The organism is Acinetobacter sp. X9, from assembly GCF_054889255.1.
The window spans coordinates 353,667-370,394 of sequence record NZ_CM142679.1 but is presented as its reverse complement, the minus strand read 5'-3'; the positions used below and the strand labels follow the sequence as shown (position 1 = coordinate 370,394).

The 16,728-nt window shown below is 38.8% G+C and carries 17 protein-coding genes; 5 read left to right on the top strand and 12 right to left on the bottom strand.

Features of this window, described 5'->3' with window-relative positions:
• Window positions 1-42: 42 nt before the first annotated feature.
• The 3 genes from serA (at window position 43) to ACYU0V_RS01790 (ending at window position 3,212) form a co-directional block, all read left to right on the top strand.
• On the top strand, window positions 43-1,275 hold the full coding sequence (gene serA / locus ACYU0V_RS01800) for a phosphoglycerate dehydrogenase (RefSeq protein WP_002116919.1): 1,233 nt from the start codon (window positions 43-45) through the stop codon (window positions 1,273-1,275).
• A 98-nt stretch (window positions 1,276-1,373) separates the two neighbouring features.
• Entirely contained in the window at window positions 1,374-2,258 is an 885-nt protein-coding gene (locus ACYU0V_RS01795; RefSeq protein ID WP_069037134.1) for an EamA family transporter, read from the top strand.
• Window positions 2,259-2,348: 90 nt separating this feature from the next.
• Entirely contained in the window at window positions 2,349-3,212 is an 864-nt protein-coding gene (locus tag ACYU0V_RS01790; RefSeq protein WP_086394126.1) for an EamA family transporter, read from the top strand.
• Window positions 3,213-3,219: 7 nt separating this feature from the next.
• On the opposite strand, the gene ACYU0V_RS01785 is transcribed toward ACYU0V_RS01790, so the two are convergent.
• From ACYU0V_RS01785 to truB, 3 genes are all read right to left on the bottom strand, one after another.
• Window positions 3,220-3,663 carry a hemerythrin domain-containing protein gene (locus ACYU0V_RS01785; RefSeq protein WP_001019905.1) on the bottom strand — a complete coding sequence of 148 codons (444 nt, stop codon included), beginning with the start codon at window positions 3,661-3,663 and terminating at the stop codon, window positions 3,220-3,222.
• 211 nt (window positions 3,664-3,874) lie between these two features.
• Complete coding sequence (locus tag ACYU0V_RS01780; protein ID WP_081404667.1) at window positions 3,875-4,651, bottom strand: sulfite exporter TauE/SafE family protein; 777 nt, start codon at window positions 4,649-4,651, stop codon at window positions 3,875-3,877.
• Between the two features lie 19 nt (window positions 4,652-4,670).
• Complete coding sequence (gene truB, locus ACYU0V_RS01775; RefSeq protein ID WP_282463654.1) at window positions 4,671-5,576, bottom strand: tRNA pseudouridine(55) synthase TruB; 906 nt, start codon at window positions 5,574-5,576, stop codon at window positions 4,671-4,673.
• Window positions 5,577-5,729: 153 nt separating this feature from the next.
• Here truB and ACYU0V_RS01770 point away from each other — a divergent pair, with 153 nt between their 5' ends.
• Window positions 5,730-6,761, top strand: a complete 1,032-nt coding sequence (locus tag ACYU0V_RS01770; RefSeq protein WP_461848808.1) for a lipase secretion chaperone — start codon at window positions 5,730-5,732, stop codon at window positions 6,759-6,761.
• 115 nt (window positions 6,762-6,876) lie between these two features.
• Window positions 6,877-7,818, top strand: a complete 942-nt coding sequence (locus tag ACYU0V_RS01765) for a lipase family alpha/beta hydrolase (protein WP_342371553.1) — start codon at window positions 6,877-6,879, stop codon at window positions 7,816-7,818.
• A gap of 52 nt (window positions 7,819-7,870) precedes the next feature.
• Here ACYU0V_RS01765 and rplS read toward each other — a convergent pair whose 3' ends face one another.
• The 9 genes from rplS to ACYU0V_RS01720 all read right to left on the bottom strand — a co-directional run bounded on the left by rplS (window position 7,871) and on the right by ACYU0V_RS01720 (window position 16,727).
• Window positions 7,871-8,239: a 50S ribosomal protein L19 gene (gene rplS, locus ACYU0V_RS01760; RefSeq protein WP_002116654.1), complete on the bottom strand. Its 369-nt coding sequence runs from the start codon at window positions 8,237-8,239 to the stop codon at window positions 7,871-7,873.
• Window positions 8,240-8,458: 219 nt separating this feature from the next.
• Window positions 8,459-9,214, bottom strand: a complete 756-nt coding sequence (trmD, locus tag ACYU0V_RS01755) for a tRNA (guanosine(37)-N1)-methyltransferase TrmD (RefSeq protein ID WP_060464974.1) — start codon at window positions 9,212-9,214, stop codon at window positions 8,459-8,461.
• A 42-nt stretch (window positions 9,215-9,256) separates the two neighbouring features.
• Window positions 9,257-9,805: a ribosome maturation factor RimM gene (gene rimM, locus ACYU0V_RS01750; protein ID WP_002116736.1), complete on the bottom strand. Its 549-nt coding sequence runs from the start codon at window positions 9,803-9,805 to the stop codon at window positions 9,257-9,259.
• 19 nt (window positions 9,806-9,824) lie between these two features.
• Entirely contained in the window at window positions 9,825-10,076 is a 252-nt protein-coding gene (gene rpsP / locus ACYU0V_RS01745; protein ID WP_000260334.1) for a 30S ribosomal protein S16, read from the bottom strand.
• A 146-nt stretch (window positions 10,077-10,222) separates the two neighbouring features.
• Window positions 10,223-10,687 (bottom strand): type IV pilin protein, encoded by a 465-nt coding sequence (locus tag ACYU0V_RS01740; RefSeq protein ID WP_068563932.1) that lies wholly within the window; start codon window positions 10,685-10,687, stop codon window positions 10,223-10,225.
• Complete coding sequence (locus ACYU0V_RS01735) at window positions 10,681-11,157, bottom strand: type IV pilin protein (RefSeq protein WP_060464976.1); 477 nt, start codon at window positions 11,155-11,157, stop codon at window positions 10,681-10,683. The genes ACYU0V_RS01740 and ACYU0V_RS01735 overlap by 7 nt, the downstream gene beginning before the upstream one ends.
• Window positions 11,158-11,170: 13 nt before the next feature.
• Window positions 11,171-14,896, bottom strand: a complete 3,726-nt coding sequence (locus ACYU0V_RS01730) for a PilC/PilY family type IV pilus protein (protein WP_461848803.1) — start codon at window positions 14,894-14,896, stop codon at window positions 11,171-11,173.
• 14 nt (window positions 14,897-14,910) lie between these two features.
• The gene (locus ACYU0V_RS01725; RefSeq protein ID WP_069124535.1) at window positions 14,911-15,693 is read right to left on the bottom strand and encodes a pilus assembly PilX family protein; all 783 of its coding nucleotides are present in this window, start codon (window positions 15,691-15,693) and stop codon (window positions 14,911-14,913) included.
• The gene (locus tag ACYU0V_RS01720; protein ID WP_461848801.1) at window positions 15,690-16,727 is read right to left on the bottom strand and encodes a PilW family protein; all 1,038 of its coding nucleotides are present in this window, start codon (window positions 16,725-16,727) and stop codon (window positions 15,690-15,692) included. The genes ACYU0V_RS01725 and ACYU0V_RS01720 overlap by 4 nt, the downstream gene beginning before the upstream one ends.
• Window position 16,728 lies beyond the last annotated feature (1 nt).

The following is a 16,728-nucleotide window of genomic DNA, read 5'->3' as shown; positions in this document are numbered from 1 at the left end:
TATTATACCGCCACCAAATTTGGCCTTTGTAGCGGAGCCGTAATGAGCCAACATCTTTCACTACCTAAAGATAAAATCCGTTTCCTTTTGTTAGAAGGCGTTCATCAAAACGCAGTCGATACTCTAAACGCTGCGGGTTACACCAATATTGACTATCGTAAAACTGCTCTTGAAGGCGAAGCGCTTAAAGAAGCAATTAAAGATGCTCACTTTATTGGTATTCGTTCGCGTACCCAATTGACTGAAGAAGTTTTCGAAGCTGCAAATAAATTGATCGCAGTAGGTTGTTTCTGTATCGGAACAAACCAAGTTGATCTTAAAGCAGCAATGGCACGTGGTATTCCTGTATTCAACGCACCGTATTCAAATACGCGTTCGGTTGCAGAGCTTGTACTTGCTGAAACGATTCTTCTTCTTCGCCGTGTTCCTGAAAAATCGGCGGCTTGTCATCGTGGTGGTTGGGACAAGTCTGCTGTCGGTTCTTTTGAAACTCGTGGCAAAACTTTAGGTATTGTGGGTTACGGTTCCATCGGCTCTCAACTTTCAGTTCTTGCTGAAAGCATGGGTATGCATGTTATTTATTATGATGCAGTAACCAAATTACCAATGGGTAATGCTCGCCAAGTTGGTTCTCTAGATGAACTTTTAGCAACTGCAGATGTTGTAACGTTGCATGTGCCAGATGTTCCTTCTACACGTAACTTCTTTACTAAAGAACAATTTGCGAAAATGAAAGAAGGTGCGATCTTCTTAAATGCTGCACGTGGTACATGTGTAGTAATTGAAGATTTAGCTGATGCAATCAAGTCTGGTCATATTGCTGGTGCAGCGGTTGACGTGTTCCCGAAAGAACCTAAAGCAAATGGTGAAGAATTCCAATCTCCACTTCGCGGCTTAGACAACGTGATTTTAACTCCTCACGTTGGTGGTTCAACCATGGAAGCGCAAGCAAACATTGGTTTAGAAGTTGCAGAGAAATTTGTTGCTTACTCTGACAAAGGTATGACACTTTCTGCGGTGAACTTCCCTGAAATCGCGTTACCATTGACAGCTGGTCAACACCGTTTATTGCACATCCACAAAAACGTGCCAGGTGTATTGTCTAAAATCAACAACTTATTTGCTGAACAAGGCATCAACATTTCTGGTCAGTCACTTATGACTAAAGGTGACATCGGTTACCTCGTAATGGATGTTGACGCTTCTGCTTCTCAAGAAGCTTTAGATATGTTGCATGAAGTTGAAGGTACAATTCGTGTGCGCGTATTGTTCTAATACCAACTGTAAATTCAAAAGCCACAGCATTGTCTGTGGCTTTTTTATGGGTATTTACATTATCATGTGAAAAGTATACCAATTGATCAAATAATAAAATGTCCACTTTAAACCAGAAATCTCAGCTACATGCTTTGGGTTTTCTTATTCTTGCCATGTTAAGCGTTCAAAGTAGCGCATCTTTAGCTAAAATTTTATTTCAGAACTTCCCTGTACTGACTGTTTCAGCAATGCGCCTATGTTTAGGTGCAATTATTCTCGCCATTATTTTTCAAATTTGGCGAATTAATTTTAGTCAGGTCCGCTGGAAAGCAATTTTAGCTTATGGATTTGCGCTTGCAGGCATGAACGCCTTATTTTACCTATCGATCGAACGCTTACCGATAGGAATTGCAGTTGCTTTTGAATTTATTGGCCCTTTAAGTGTAGCGTTATACCACGCACGGCAAAAATATGATTTTGTTTGGGTCAGCTTCGCAATTATTGGTCTTATTTTACTTTTCCCTTTTAATCAAGCACATAGCCTAGATTGGATCGGCGTCTTATTTGCGATCAGTGCAGGGGCTTGTTGGGCGCTTTATATTATTGCTGGACAGAAACCTTCAGGTATTTCAGGTAACCACACGGTCTGTTTAGGAATGAGTGTAGGGGCATGCATCTTATTACCCATTACCTTTTTTTCAGGCTCAATTGCACAAGTTATAGAACTTCCCTATCTTTTTTATTTTATTGGTTTGGCCATTTTAGCCAGTGCTCTTCCATTCTCTTTAGAAATGTTAGCACTGCGCAATTTGACACCTTTAAGCTTTGGAACATTAATGAGCCTAGAGCCCGCAGTTGCAGCACTATCTGGGTTTATCTTCTTGGGTGAATATCTTTTATGGAATCAATGGCTAGCACTTGCAACCATTATCACTGCTTCCGTTGGTTGTACCGTAACCACCCAAAAAGCTCGCCAAGAACGTGAAAAAGCAGCAAGTTAATTTAATAAAATCTGCCAGCTAAAACATAGTATTCGTTATAATTGTCCACCATTATTTTTAGACATCAGATGAAGCGCTAGAGTATTTTCCATGCAAAATCTTCCAATTATTGCTGTGCTGTATATGATTTTGTCGATGGTCTCATATCAAATCAGCGCTTCATTTGCTAAGCAGCTCATTGCAACGTTAGACCCTCTCACCGTTACAGTTTTAAGGCTGAGTTTTGCAACGGTTATTGTCGCAATTATGTTCCGATCTTGGAAAATCTGGTCACGCTTACCCTATTTAAAATGGCGTGATTTATTGATGTACTGCGCATCTTTAGGCTTAATGAATATCCTATTTTATACCTCACTTGGAAAATTACCCCAAGGTATTGCTGTTGGATTAGAGTTTATTGGTCCATTAGGCCTTGCGCTTCTTTCTATTAAACAAAAGAGTGACTACATTTGGGTAGCACTAGCCATGTTAGGCATTGTACTCATGGTACCTTGGCAAAACTCTATTCAACACCATTTCTCGTATGTAGGTGCAGCATGTGCGCTAGGTGCCGGACTTTGCTGGGCCTTCTATATCTATTTCGGTCATAAAGTTGTGACCCAAAATATCGGGATGCACGCCTTAACGATTGGGATCGGTGTATCTGCACTTGCCTTATTGCCAATTGGAGTCTGGCACAATGCTCCTGCATTACTTGAAACACAATACTGGGGTAAAGCCTTACTTATTGCGGTGTTAGCGACTGCAATTCCATATGCACTCGACTTAATGGCTCTCAAACAACTTAATAAATTAACTTACGGAACTCTAACGAGTTTAGCACCAGCATTGGCAGCATTAACGGGTTTCTTATTGCTTCACGAAGAAATCAGCATGCTGCAATGGGTGGCTTTGGCTTGCGTAATGCTGGCCTCTATTGGTGTTACTTTAAGAAGTACTAAAAAAGCTGCGTAGGTTTAATCTACTGCTGCTTTTTATACTTTTTATATTCCTTTAAATATTTATTACCCAGCGTTTCTTTTTCGCTGTCTTTAAGAATTTTTCCGGCTTGCTGGAAAAATTTATGCTCTTCTTCTTTTAAATGATGATGGACTTTTTCACTCAACTGTTTGGCGGTTGCTAACCAACTCGGGCTACTCATATCGGTTTTTTCAAGTTGTTCAACCAACTCATCCATTTCATGATGCTCAGATAAAGCATGTCTCGTAATATCTAAACCGACATCGTCAAACATTAAAGGAATATATAAATAACGATCTTCGGCAACTGAATGGGCATAAAGTTCATTTTTTAATGCATCAAATAATTCTTTTCGTTCTTCGGTTAAACCGTGTGTCTGAATGAGTTGTTCAGAAAGGTTACGTTGATTTTCATGGCTTTCTCTTAATGCTTCGAAAATATTCATTCTCTTCCTCATTTTTTAGCTAAAAAATCTTTTTTATTTCAAGGTTTATCATACATTGAAATTTATAATGTTTAAGTAGCTTAAAATGAGACTATTTTTTACACAGTTTTCTTTCTAGTAAATTTCTGTAATGATTTTTATATTTCTAGCTTTAAATGATACATAAAAGTATGAACTGCATTTTAGGGACAGCTCATACTTTCAATCTTATTTAACCCGTAACAAACATTTGATAGCCCAAACGGCAAATCAGAATACTCACCAAGATTAAAAAGATAATACGCACAAAACCACTACCGTACTTAAGCGCGGTACGTACCCCAACAATAGAACCAAGTACGTTAGCCGCTGCCATCATTAAACCAATATGTAAAATAGCGTGACCAGTTGGGATGAGGAAACTCAGCGCAGCTAAGTTAGTCATAAAATTACCGATTTTTGACAAAGCTGAAGCATGCAAGAAATCAACTTGTAAAAAACGGATAAAAAAGAAAATAAAGAAACTACCAGTACCCGGCCCAAAAATACCGTCATAAAAGCCAATAGCCAAACTACCAATAGCAGCTAAAATTAACATTTTCGTGGTAATTTTTTGCTCGGTATGAACTTGACCGAAGTTCTTTTTAACTAGGGTATAAATCGCAATCACAATCAACATCACGAAAACGAAAGGACGCAATACCGATTGAGGAATAAGTGACAAACATGCAGCGCCGGCAAAAGAACTAATCAAAGCACAAATGGCAATAACGGCTAAAAGCTTCCATTGCAATTTTACTTTTTTAGCAAATGTATAAGCCGCCGATGCAGTACCAAAAATGGATGAGACTTTATTGGTACCAATCACCGTAGCAGTCGACATGTTAGGAAAAGTGCTCATGATCCCGGGAATCTGGATGAGTCCACCGCCGCCTACAGCAGCATCAATTGCTCCTGCAGTAAACGCAAAAAAGATCAAACTAAGGATAACGTCCCATTCCATGCCCATGCTCTATACTCTACATCTACTACAAATTTAAGATACGCTTAGGTACCAACCGTTTTTTATCGGTAATCTCGGCTAAGCCTAAACAGCGCTCACCCGAAAACACCAAAACTTCTGCTTCTGCAGAATGCTCAATATTGCTTTCTAAACCGTTGCAAAAATATTTTTCACGCCCTTCCGGAACTTGAATTTTTAGGAAATGGTCAACTGGTGCATAAACTGGAAGTAGCAAAGCCTCTCTTTGCTCTTCTGTTAAACTTTCCAGATATTCAATGGTATAACTCGGTATAAGCTCAAAATGTCCTGTTTGAGTCCGGTTCAGCATCGTTAAATGCCCACCACAACCAAGTGCTTCACCAATATCTTCACCGAGTACACGGATGTATGTACCTTTAGAACAAGTTACATCCAGAGTGATACTATTTTCGGTAAATTCAATAAGCTCTAAAGCATAAATCGTGACTGGACGCGCTTCTCGCTCAATCTCTATACCTTTTCTCGCCAACTCATATAATGGCTTACCTTCTTTTTTCAAAGCCGAATACATGGGCGGAACTTGTTGAATATCGCCTCTAAACTTTTCTAAAGTTTGTTCAATAAGCTCTTGGCTGAGCACAGGAATAGGACACTCTTGTAAAATCTCCCCTTCCACATCACCTGTTGTTGTGGTCTGTCCCAATCGAACAGTGGTTTGATAACGCTTTGTTGAGTCCAGCAAATAATGTGAGAACTTGGTTGCCTCTCCCAAACAAATCGGGAGCAAACCTGTCGCCAAGGGGTCTAACGCTCCAGTATGGCCTGCTTTTTGGGCGCGATATAACCAACGCACTTTTTGCAAAGCCGCATTTGAACTTAAGCCTAATGGTTTATTTAATAGAAATACACCACTGATATGGCGACGAGAAATTTTTTGATTTTTTGTCGTCATTTTTACTGGAACACAAAGCTAGAAAAAAGTGCCGACATGTTAGCAAATTCGGCAAGATATTTTCACAATATTTAGGTGCCTTTTCACTTATTTTATGGCACATTAATGATCGAGTAAAAAAACAACAAATTAAAACTTAAGGAAGATATCTTTATGCAAGGGATGCAGAAGAAGGTATTGTGGTGCGTGCTCGGTTTTTTTATTTTGAGCCTCATTGCATGTGTCTATTGGTTAAAGCCTGACTCAAAAAACACATTAGCCCAAGTCAGTGAAACCACAGCTCAAAATTTATCATCGGCTCAACCCACAAATCATTCATCGCTAAATGCAGATGCTTACCATAGTAAAAGTCAGCAAGATACTGAAGTTAACTGTCAGTTAAAAATTGATAATTCCCAACATTTGGTTGTTAACAGTCAAACTCGTGACTGCTTTGAATATTTTATTACTCAATATGGAGAAAATGATTTAGAGCAAATTAAAAATCACTTTGGACAATTTATTCAGGGGAAATATTTAGAGCCAGCTCGCTCACAGATTCTGGATTTATGGACCCGCTACTTAAAATACCGTGAACAGCTTGCTCAAATCCAAACGCCTCCATCAAAACAACAAGATAAAAATTATTTTCAAAAGATCTTTAATTCAATTCAAGATCTAAGAAAACGTTTCTTTTCGTCCGCTGAAATTGATGGACTCTTCTCAACCGAAGATATCTATCAGAACTACACGCTAGATCGTATGCAAATACTTGAGGACTCATCTTTAAGCGAAATTGAAAAGGCGCAAAAGCTTAAAGAACGCTTTGAACAACTACCAGAAGACTGGCAACAGAACCTACAAGAGCTCTCTAAACTTGATGACTTACATGCACTGACCAAACAAATTAAAGCGCGCAATGGTTCAGCAGAAGAACTTAGAAAAATGCGTACAGCACTTGTTGGAGCCGAGGCGACTCAACGATTAGAAACTTTAGATACACAGCGTAGTGCTTGGCAGCAAAGGGTCACAAGTTACTTGAGTGGACGAGATGAAATTATTAAAAGCAATATGAGCGATAGTGCTAAAAACCAAGCCATACAACAATTACGCCAACAACAATTTAACTCATCACAAGAACAATTAAGACTTCGAACTTTTGAAACGGTCCATGATCAGGGAGGTGAACTGCCATTTAATTATTAAGCCTTTTCTTTTAGGAACTGGCTAAACAAGCACTAGCAGTAAGAAGCTGCTTTTCATACAAAATAAAAATAGTGAGTAAAAAATGAAAAGGAAGTTAACGTTTTTTTGCGCTGCAATGCTCTCAGGATTGAGTGTTTCAGCGGCCCATGCCACAAATGCTGAACAAGTTAAAAACTCGTTCGTCTATTCATCTTATGCACAAACCAAATATCCACTAGTTTTTAACCACGGTATGGCAGGTTTTAACCGAGTTGGAACAGATACTCTTGGTCTCGATTACTGGTACCAAATCCTTCCGGATCTTGCTCGTAATGGAGGAAATGTCTGGGCCACCAGAGTGTCACCTTTTAACTCAACAGAAGTGCGTGGTGAACAACTTGCCCAGCAAGTAGAAGAAATTATTGCCATTACTGGTAAGCCTAAAGTCAACTTGATCGGTCATAGCCATGGGGGCCCGACAATTCGTTATGTGGCCGGTATCATGCCAGAGAAAGTTGCCTCACTCACTACAATTGGTGCGCCTCATAAGGGATCACCAATGGCAGATCTGATCCTGAACGTTGAGGGTACTCCTCTGTCTGGACTGGCAACGTTAGTAAACTGGTTTTCAGCAGCCATTACTTGGGCAGGAGGCCTAGACCCAACAAGCTATCCGCATGACTCTTTAGCAGGTGCTCATAGCTTATCAACTCAAGGTTCAGCTCAATTTAATGCTCAATTCCCTATGGGTGTACCAACTACTTCTTGTGGTGAAGGGACATACCAAGAGAAAGGTATTTATATGTATTCTTTCTCGGGGAATAAAGCGCTGACCAACCCATTAGATCCATTTGATATTGCGCTGACAGGCAGTAGTTTAGTGGTTGATCCATTTGGTGATAATGATGGACTTGTTTCCCGATGCAGTGCCAAATTTGGTAAAACAATTCGTGATGATTACAACTGGAATCATTTAGATGAAGTGAACCAAGTACTTGGTATACGTTCTATTTTCGCTTCCGATCCTGTATCAGTTTATCGTCAACACGCAAACCGTTTGAAACTTCAAGGACTATAGTTTTTAAACAAAAAAATGCGCCAAAAGGCGCATTTTTTTACTCGCTATAAGCTTACGCTTTACGAGCTGGTAATTTTTCACGAATACGTGCAGCTTTACCAGACAAGTCACGAAGGTAGTAAAGTTTAGCACGACGAACGTCACCACGACGTTTCACTTCGATTTTAGCAACAACTGGTGAGTGAGTTTGGAATACACGCTCAACACCAACACCGCTAGAAATTTTACGTACTGTGAACGCAGAGTTCAAACCACGGTTTTTCTTAGCGATTACAACACCTTCAAATGCTTGAAGACGTTCACGATCACCCTCTTTTACTTTTACTTGAACGATGACAGTATCACCAGGAGCAAAAGCAGGGATATCAGATTTTAACTGTGCATTTTCAACAGCTTGAACTAAAGGATGTTTACCACTCATTGTGGGAATCTCCAATATGTGCGGAGTCAGAAGAGGTCTGAATTTCCGCTGGGGATAGAGGCTAAAGCGCATATCAACCCGTTTATCTTTCCCTTTACGACAATATGTCTATAAAGAGCCTTTAAATTTACATAAAACTATTCATTAAATAGAATTATGCTTTAACTCGAAGCATTGCTTCTCGTCTTGTTGCAGAACTTTCGTTCTTGAGAATAACGATTAAGAGTTACCGTTATTCACTTGCGTATCTTTTAGCCATTTTTTTTGCTGCTTAGTCAACTCAACCTTTTCGACCAACTCTGGTCGGCGCTCTAGAGTTCTTTGATATCGCTGCAAAAAACGCCATTTTTCAATATTGCCATGATGTCCAGATTTTAATACCTCTGGCACATCCAGCCCTTCAAAATGGTCAGGCTTTGTATATTGTGGACAATCTAAAAGACCGTCAACAAAAGAATCTTGTACTGCTGATTGTTCATCTGACATTACATTCGGCAAACGGCGAATAATACTGTCAAGTAACACCATAGCGGGCAGTTCACCACCAGATAAAACATAATCACCAATTGACCATTCTTGATCAACATAATGCTGGATCAAACGTTCATCGACTCCTTCATAACGTCCACACAGTACAATTAAGCCGTCATAATCAACAAACTGCTGTACTGCCTGTTCATTTAAGGTTTTGCCTTGTGGGGACATATACACCACAGGAACATGAACACATCCTGCTTGTGAGGCAAGCTGTTTGGCATGTGCAATTGCTTTCGCCAAAGGCTCAGCCATCATCACCATACCTGGGCCGCCACCAAATGGACGTTCATCCACTCTTCTGTAGTTTCCCTCAGCAAAATCACGAGGATTAATACAAGTGACTTGTACAATATCTCGTTTTGCCGCGCGTCCGCTGATGCCGTAGGCTGTAATCGCTTCAAACATTTCAGGAAAAAGCGTAATGACTGCAAAAAACATCACAGACTCCTCTATTTTCCTGCTGTATTAATCCTAAAAGGATTAATAATCTACGCCCCAATTGACGTAAATACGACCAGCTTCAAGATCAACACGTTGTACTACATCTTTATGCCAAGGAATCATGCGCTCTTCTGAATCTATGCTGTCTGGGGTAGCATGCACCACCATCACATCATTAGCTCCAGTTTCAAACAACTCATGAATTTTCCCTAAGTTCACTTCCTGTTCTTCTTCATCAAGACCTAATACAGTTAAGCCCTTTAAATCTGACCAGTAGTATTCATCTACATCTGCTTTTGGCAGTTGAGACTTAGCAATCCAGATATTAGCGCCAACCAAGCTTTCCGCTCCAGTGCGATCACTCACACCTTTCAACGCAACAACTAGGCCTTTGCCATGTGGTTTCCAACGTTTTACATCTATTGTTTGCCAACCGGCCTTGGTCTCAATGTACCAAGGCAGGTAGTCAAACATGTTGCTCATAGGTTCTGTATTTGAATACACCCAGAGCCACCCATTCAATCCATAAGCTGAACGTAACTGTCCAATCTGAATACGATCTTCGGGAACATTCTGTGTTGATGTCATGGGCTACCTACTACAAAAATTATGCAGTAGCTTTTTTAGCTTGAGCAGCTAAAGAAGCAACACGTTCAGAAGGTTGAGCACCTTGAGAAACCCAGTGAGCAAAACGGTCTGCATCTAAACGAAGTTTTTCTGCTTGACCTTGTGCAGTTGGGTTAAAGAAACCGATACGCTCGATGAAACGACCATCACGTGCATTGCGGCTGTCAGTCACAACGATTTGATAGAATGGACGTTTTTTTGCGCCGCCACGTGCTAAACGAATAACAACCATGATAAAAGCCTTATAATTCTTACGGATTATCCCTGCGCCGACCATCGGCAACACTTCAAACCCCTTTCATAGAGGGCGACATTCTACGTGATTTTCGCCCTGAAAGAAAGATTATTTTTTGAGTTATCCGCAGTTTTAAATTTAAATTAGCGACCATCCCAATTTGATGTTCCGGAAGGAACACAAGCGGTACCACTATTAATATCAGTCCCTTTTGTCCAGCAACGCTCACCACGATAATTTAAAACGATATCTCCATCACCCGACTGTGAAGTCTTTACAATTGGAGTCGCAGTTAACACCCATGTTTCAGCAGTTAAAGCACCAGAGGTAACAGGGGCCAAATCGACTGTATACAGAGGATTGCCCTGTACTGGATAAGATTCTGCTATATTGAAATCAGAACTTGTTGCACCTATTACTTTAAAATTTGCGATTTTGTAGCGTTGGATCTGCATAGCGATCTGTTGCAAAGTAGCTTGCATTTCCATACGTTTAGTACGACGAATATGCTCTTGATAAGAGGGATAAGCTATCGCTGCTAAAATCGCAATAATTGCTATAGCAATCATTAACTCAATTAAGGTAAAGCCTTTTGTTTTAATTACCATGACTCCCCTCCCGTACCACAAGTTGTATAAGTAACATTATCAGCAGCTTTATTCTTACAACGTAACCCGCTACTATTAAATAAAAAAGTAAAATTATAAGGATCGGAAGCCTCTGCCCGAATAACCCAATTTTGCCCTAAAACCGAAGTATCCATTAAAGTTTTCGTCGTATCGTCACCATCTCTTACCGTTATTTGATATTTAATAGCGCTACCAATCGCTCCAACAGGTAAAATTACTGGTGCGGTAGCACCAGTAGAAAAACCTCTATAATTAAAATTTCTAGATTTCTGACGCGCGAGTTGCATGGCGATTTGTTGAATTTTTTGTTCTGCACGCGAAGCATCAGCACGCAGAACATATGCTTGATATGAGGGCAATGCAATTGCAGCAAAAATAGCAACAATCACTACTACAACCATTAGCTCAATAAGAGTAAAGCCGAAAGAATATGTGAATTTACTTTTCATCACCCATTCCTTCTTAACGGACATACCAGCGCTGTGGTATTAAACACATTTTACTACTATTCGAGGCAATAATACCGCCAATAGTCGTGACACCACGATTACCCATATTTACACAATAATTTTTATTGTTAGTAGTATTACGATTTTCAGGAGGGGGAGGATCATCATCATTATTATTCTGATTCTCTTTGCCATCATCTACTACTGTAGTACCCTGAATACCAGCACCTTGTGAACAATCCGCACCTGGCGCACATTCCACATGACTATTTTCAGCTGTTAGAATAGATTGACTACATTGTCCAAAAGGCATACAGAACTGCGTTAAAAAGCTTTCTCCCTTTACCCCTGCTCCACAATCGCCAGATAAACCATCTTTACTTCCATCAAACGTTGAAACAAATAAACGATGATTTAGAACAATTGGTGTAAAAAATACTTTTGTTTGGCTACCGTTATAACGATAAAACCATCCACGTTTAGAGGAAAGTAAAGCTATTGCGCCTGCATCATATGTATTCCAATTATTATTAGTAATTTCACCAAGCTGACTAGTACTAATTACAGTTGAATCTTGATATTCATAATTTGATTGATATAAATTTCTCGCTGCCACATCCCGATCATAGATATTGTATACAGCATCATAGTTGCCTGAAGTTTTAGATGCCAAAGGAGTACTACGATCTCCACTACCAATTGAAATAACAGCAAATGTTACGCCATTATAATCATAAATAGAAAAAGCCGGCATTTCATAAAAACGAGGACCAGTCCCACCATTATGTAAATTCAATAATAATTTTGGCAGCTTGGCAAAGCTTGAATTTGTTGCAGCAGCATTATCTAAATCGATACGGAATAGTTGTCCACCTAAATCGCCAAAATAAAGATGATCTACTAAACCATCACCATTTCTGTCTTCTGTCCGGATTTCACTTACAACACTATATTGCAAGTTAGGAGAATACATTTTTTCCACACCTGATGATGCAGTTACACTATTAGTATTGGCACTTGCCCACCATAATAATTTACCATTATCCGCATCAAACATATATATGCCTGCGCCTTTGCTAATAGAGGGGTTATATGTCTCACTTTCATAACCTTCATCATAACCACCACCCACGAACATTACACGCTTCCGTTTCGTTTGGAATGTTCCTTGACTATTTTTTTCTTTCCAATTCACCCATGCAATAGCAGGTTTTGACCAACTCCCTCCCATATATTGTAATTCTGGATAGCTAGTAGTTGTGGCATTAGAATAAACTTTCTGATCTTTAGGAGAAATCTGAAACATTAGTTTTGGATTATTCATATCTTGTAAGTTTAGAGCATAATAACTACGCCCCCCCATACGCAAACCGCCATAAACCATCTGTTTACCTGTCTCAGACTGATAACCTGCTCCTACAGTTAATCCTTCTCGATTACTATCTAATACATATTCAGTATAACTAGTCCACGGTGCATCAATACCATAATAAAGGCTGTCGATCCCACCATCTGTAACATCATTTTTGAGAAATGCAGCAGGTTGATTTTCAACCATTTCATTTGGCACGAAGGTAAATACCTCCTTTCCACCTTCACTGTCCGCATCATTTTTTCCAGCTTTTACTACATGTAATAAACCTTGTGTTGTCCCAAAAAGCACATAATCATCTCTATCAGTAGTATCAATTTTACCGTCAAGATAAGTAATTTTTCCGCTATTCGTAAGTAGTAATGGTGAAGAATGCATAACTGCACCAATCTGGCGAAGTTCTGTAGTCATTGCATTTAATGAAGTTAATGTAATATTAGCGGGGTTTTCAGCATCTATTTTAGTAATTGGATACCCCAACAACGCCATTAAATAACCTCTATAACTATCAGTTTGATAATCTCCAGCGAGTAAACTAGCACGGGAGATTTTTTTTAAATCACCACTACTATTATCAAATGTCTTTGTTGAACTGTTATAAAAACGATTAGTTACTAATTTACGTTGCGAATCTGAATTATCGCTATTCATTTTTAATAAAAGCTTTGACCAAGCTCCACCTTTTAAGGCAAATTTTTTACTTCCGATTGTACTATCATCAGCATTAATATTAGTATTTGTGATTGCCTCTGACCAAAGATCATAATTAGCTTTAATAGTACCTGTGCTTTCAATAATATTGGTTCCATCCCTATCTTTTAACACACCATTGACAACATTATACTTTTTCAGGTTACCTGCCCAAAGTTGAAATTTCTTATCTGGTGTAGGCTGAAATTGGGGGAAATATGCTTCTTTTTGCAATACTGCCGGATTCAAACTATCTTTAGGAATTGTGGGTGAACCTGTTGTTACTGCCGGAATATCACTAGATAAGATTTTAATAAAGTTATTTACACTATTAACGACATCTTGTGAGCTAGAGCCAGAGTACCACCCTCCCTGTCCATAAATCCCCCACGCAGCAGCTTTCTTAACATCGCTATTGAATAAGGCAGATGTAATATCACTTATTCTAGTTTTATAATTCGCTGTGTTAGCGCCAAAAAGCATCTTATTTAAGTTCAATAAGCGATTAGCTTCTACAGAAAGATCTGTTCCATCATATGAAGTCATATTATTATAATCATTACCAAAACCCACTACAGCAGTTCTAATCTTTAATCCCAGTGGATTCATTGGCGTACTTGAAACATTTCCTGCTGTAGTATTATTTAATAGTAGCTGTGAAAAATCACTAATACATTCCCAAGCACTCTGTGATGAATAACTAGCATTCGCAGCATTAAATAGTGTGCCTGAACAAGTTAAAGCACTACTATAACCACTAGTCAAAGCTGTTTTCATTAATTCTTTTGCAGTTGTCACACTAGAACCATTGGGTTCACCATCTGTCAACATATAAATACCTTGCGCACTACAAGATTTATTTGTATTAGTACCAGTATTATTTACCTGTGCTCGAATAGGCCCGGGCATCTCATATAAAGTTTTATCAATAATTTTAGTATTATCTGCTGAATAAGCAAAACCACTACCAGTTGAACTAACCGATTTATAATAATAGGTTGTTACTTTAGAACGGCCACTTCCTGTTTGCATATAATAATAAACCGTCCCATTAGACGGGGAAGACGTGGAATAGTTAGATATACTAGGTGTTGTTGTTAAAAGAGATTGACAATCATATTGGTTGGTAGAACCACTGCTACCACAGCCATACCATTTAACCGTTCCAGTTATTTTTCCCATCATGTAAGCAGCAACCTCAGCATAAGCATTAGCTGTAGGAGTACTACCCGTTCCTTTAAAATCTGCTACAGCCTTTAATAAAGCGTCACGTTGAGTAGCATAGGAAATACCCTTATAAATAACATTGGGTGTATTTAAAGGTTGAGCTGGTAAAATAATATAACCAGCTGAGCTATTATAAAAACTAGATAGACCGATTACCTTATCATCTGATAATTTAGTGACTGTATTGCTTCCTTGTAATAAGTCCACCATAGCATTTTGAACTCGCTGTAAACGAGTATAACTTGTACCATCATAACTATTGGAGTCCGTCATACTCCCTGACGTGTCAATCATAAGTGTTAGGGTAATATTACCAGCTGTCGCTGCCTGATAAATTTTAATATCGCTAGCCTGACTTACGCTACTCGCTACTAATCCAGTGCATAAAGCGGCTACTGCACTTGTTAGAAGCTTTGAATGATATAAAAGTTTTAAGCCTTTCTTATCCATTATTATTTCCCCAATTAATTAAAATCTTGTGCAATAGTGTATTCAGTGACGTTCGTAGTGAATGGAACATTTAAGCTGGTTAAGCACTCTGCTACTGACTTTAGAGGATTATCTAAGTCGGATTTATTAGTAACATCTGGTGCTGGCGTTCCATCTGGGAGTGTCACTTCACTCATGTGTTGTTGTAAACACTTGTTAATATCAACCCGATTAACACTACTTAAACTTGGCATTAATGACACAGCAAAGATCTTGACTCGTTTGGCTTCCTGAACTTGTCCTTCTTTTTCATCAAGGCCACGAGTTTGAGCATAAAATGGATCATCCTCCCCAATAGTCGAAAATTTAATCGCAACCTGAGTCATGACTGCTTTACGACCACTGGTAAACCAGTTCTTGGTTGTATCGACTGCATCACAATATCCATCTGTACCTAAAGCATTATTAGTAGGTGTACTATTTCCATCTACCCACTGCATTAAACTGGCACGCCCAATATTAAAAAAGTCGCGTTGATCTCCACGATAACAAAAGACTAATTCTTTATTTTTGTCATTTTCATTGCTGATATAACCAAAAAGACCTGTCGCACTTAAGCTCTGAATTAGGTTAGTTGGATTCTCTATCTGAAAAAAAGAAGCATCCGAATTTTGCAATATCAATTGTTGTACTTGACTATTTGTCGCTATATTTAGATTAATCAAACCTTTACGAATTGCTATTGTGCCAATAATCATAATTGCGACTAAAAAAATTAGTACCATAATTAATGCCGAGCCACTCTGCTTCAGTTTCATTCACCACGCTCCCCAATTACATTACGCAAGGCAATAGTTTGTGATATCACTTGACGTACATATTTCTTGGTCGAATTCTCAGGCTTTTTTACTGTGATAGTTTGATCTAATACTGAAAATTGCTGGTCATCTTTAATTGCTACTTCTGCACCTACAGGTTGCAATGAGCGGGTTAATAATCCAATTTGTACAGAAACAATACGTGGACGGGGAGCTGTCAAATTCAAATAATCATGTATTGAAATATAACGTCGTCCAGTTCCCCCTTGAACATTAAGTAAAACCCGAAGATAATCCACACGTTTCATTACGATTTCACCTGCATCCCCATAACGAGTTATAGCAGATGGATTACCGGTTAATGAGTAATAACCAGCATCACAAGCAAGTGCCAAGGGTTGATTAGGCTCATCAATATTATTTTTGGCGTCTTTACGTAAAAAATAACGCTGAACAATAACTTGACGACCATTAGCAAGAGGAAAACTCAGATTATTTCCTTCACAATCTATACCACCTTTATATTCATCATCATTTTGAGTTGTTGTACCTTTGGTATCAACTATATATTGCGGTATATATTGAATAACGAGTTGGTCACTAGTGATATCACTTCCATTACTTTGGGCATTTGATGCTCCAGTCCAAGCATTACCACTACCAACACTATCCCCGTTACTTCTTGAAAGTAAATTAGTATTAGCAGTTACACCAACAATAGTTTTATAAAGATTGCTAAGTGGTTCATTAGCCGCATCTTTAGCTGAATTAATTGCGGAGGTTAAGACAATACCACCATAAGCAGTTTGGTCATTAATAACTGCTTTGGGATTATTTAAGTTGGCAAGACGAATATCTTGCGTTAAATAATTAAGACCAAAATTAGCATTATCCTGTATATCAGAAACACCTAGTTGCATAGATAAACTTTTTTGGCTTGTTAAAAATAATAGTATGGCTGCTGCACTAATTATAAGTCCCAGGGCTAAAGAAAGCATGAGTTCAATTAATGTAAAACCTTGATTTTTTATCATT

Coding starts and splice junctions, on each gene's coding strand:
- rimM (WP_002116736.1), bottom strand. CDS start 9,805: ATGACATCAACACAGAATGTTCCCGAAGATCGTATTCAGATTGGACAG.
- ACYU0V_RS01770 (WP_461848808.1), top strand. CDS start 5,730: ATGCAAGGGATGCAGAAGAAGGTATTGTGGTGCGTGCTCGGTTTTTTT.
- ACYU0V_RS01720 (WP_461848801.1), bottom strand. CDS start 16,727: ATGATAAAAAATCAAGGTTTTACATTAATTGAACTCATGCTTTCTTTA.
- rpsP (WP_000260334.1), bottom strand. CDS start 10,076: ATGGTTGTTATTCGTTTAGCACGTGGCGGCGCAAAAAAACGTCCATTC.
- ACYU0V_RS01730 (WP_461848803.1), bottom strand. CDS start 14,896: ATGGATAAGAAAGGCTTAAAACTTTTATATCATTCAAAGCTTCTAACA.
- ACYU0V_RS01790 (WP_086394126.1), top strand. CDS start 2,349: ATGCAAAATCTTCCAATTATTGCTGTGCTGTATATGATTTTGTCGATG.
- rplS (WP_002116654.1), bottom strand. CDS start 8,239: ATGAGTGGTAAACATCCTTTAGTTCAAGCTGTTGAAAATGCACAGTTA.
- ACYU0V_RS01785 (WP_001019905.1), bottom strand. CDS start 3,663: ATGAATATTTTCGAAGCATTAAGAGAAAGCCATGAAAATCAACGTAAC.
- serA (WP_002116919.1), top strand. CDS start 43: ATGAGCCAACATCTTTCACTACCTAAAGATAAAATCCGTTTCCTTTTG.
- ACYU0V_RS01735 (WP_060464976.1), bottom strand. CDS start 11,157: ATGAAAAGTAAATTCACATATTCTTTCGGCTTTACTCTTATTGAGCTA.
- ACYU0V_RS01725 (WP_069124535.1), bottom strand. CDS start 15,693: ATGAAACTGAAGCAGAGTGGCTCGGCATTAATTATGGTACTAATTTTT.
- ACYU0V_RS01740 (WP_068563932.1), bottom strand. CDS start 10,687: ATGGTAATTAAAACAAAAGGCTTTACCTTAATTGAGTTAATGATTGCT.
- ACYU0V_RS01780 (WP_081404667.1), bottom strand. CDS start 4,651: ATGGGCATGGAATGGGACGTTATCCTTAGTTTGATCTTTTTTGCGTTT.
- trmD (WP_060464974.1), bottom strand. CDS start 9,214: ATGTTTTTTGCAGTCATTACGCTTTTTCCTGAAATGTTTGAAGCGATT.
- truB (WP_282463654.1), bottom strand. CDS start 5,576: ATGACGACAAAAAATCAAAAAATTTCTCGTCGCCATATCAGTGGTGTA.
- ACYU0V_RS01765 (WP_342371553.1), top strand. CDS start 6,877: ATGCTCTCAGGATTGAGTGTTTCAGCGGCCCATGCCACAAATGCTGAA.
- ACYU0V_RS01795 (WP_069037134.1), top strand. CDS start 1,374: ATGTCCACTTTAAACCAGAAATCTCAGCTACATGCTTTGGGTTTTCTT.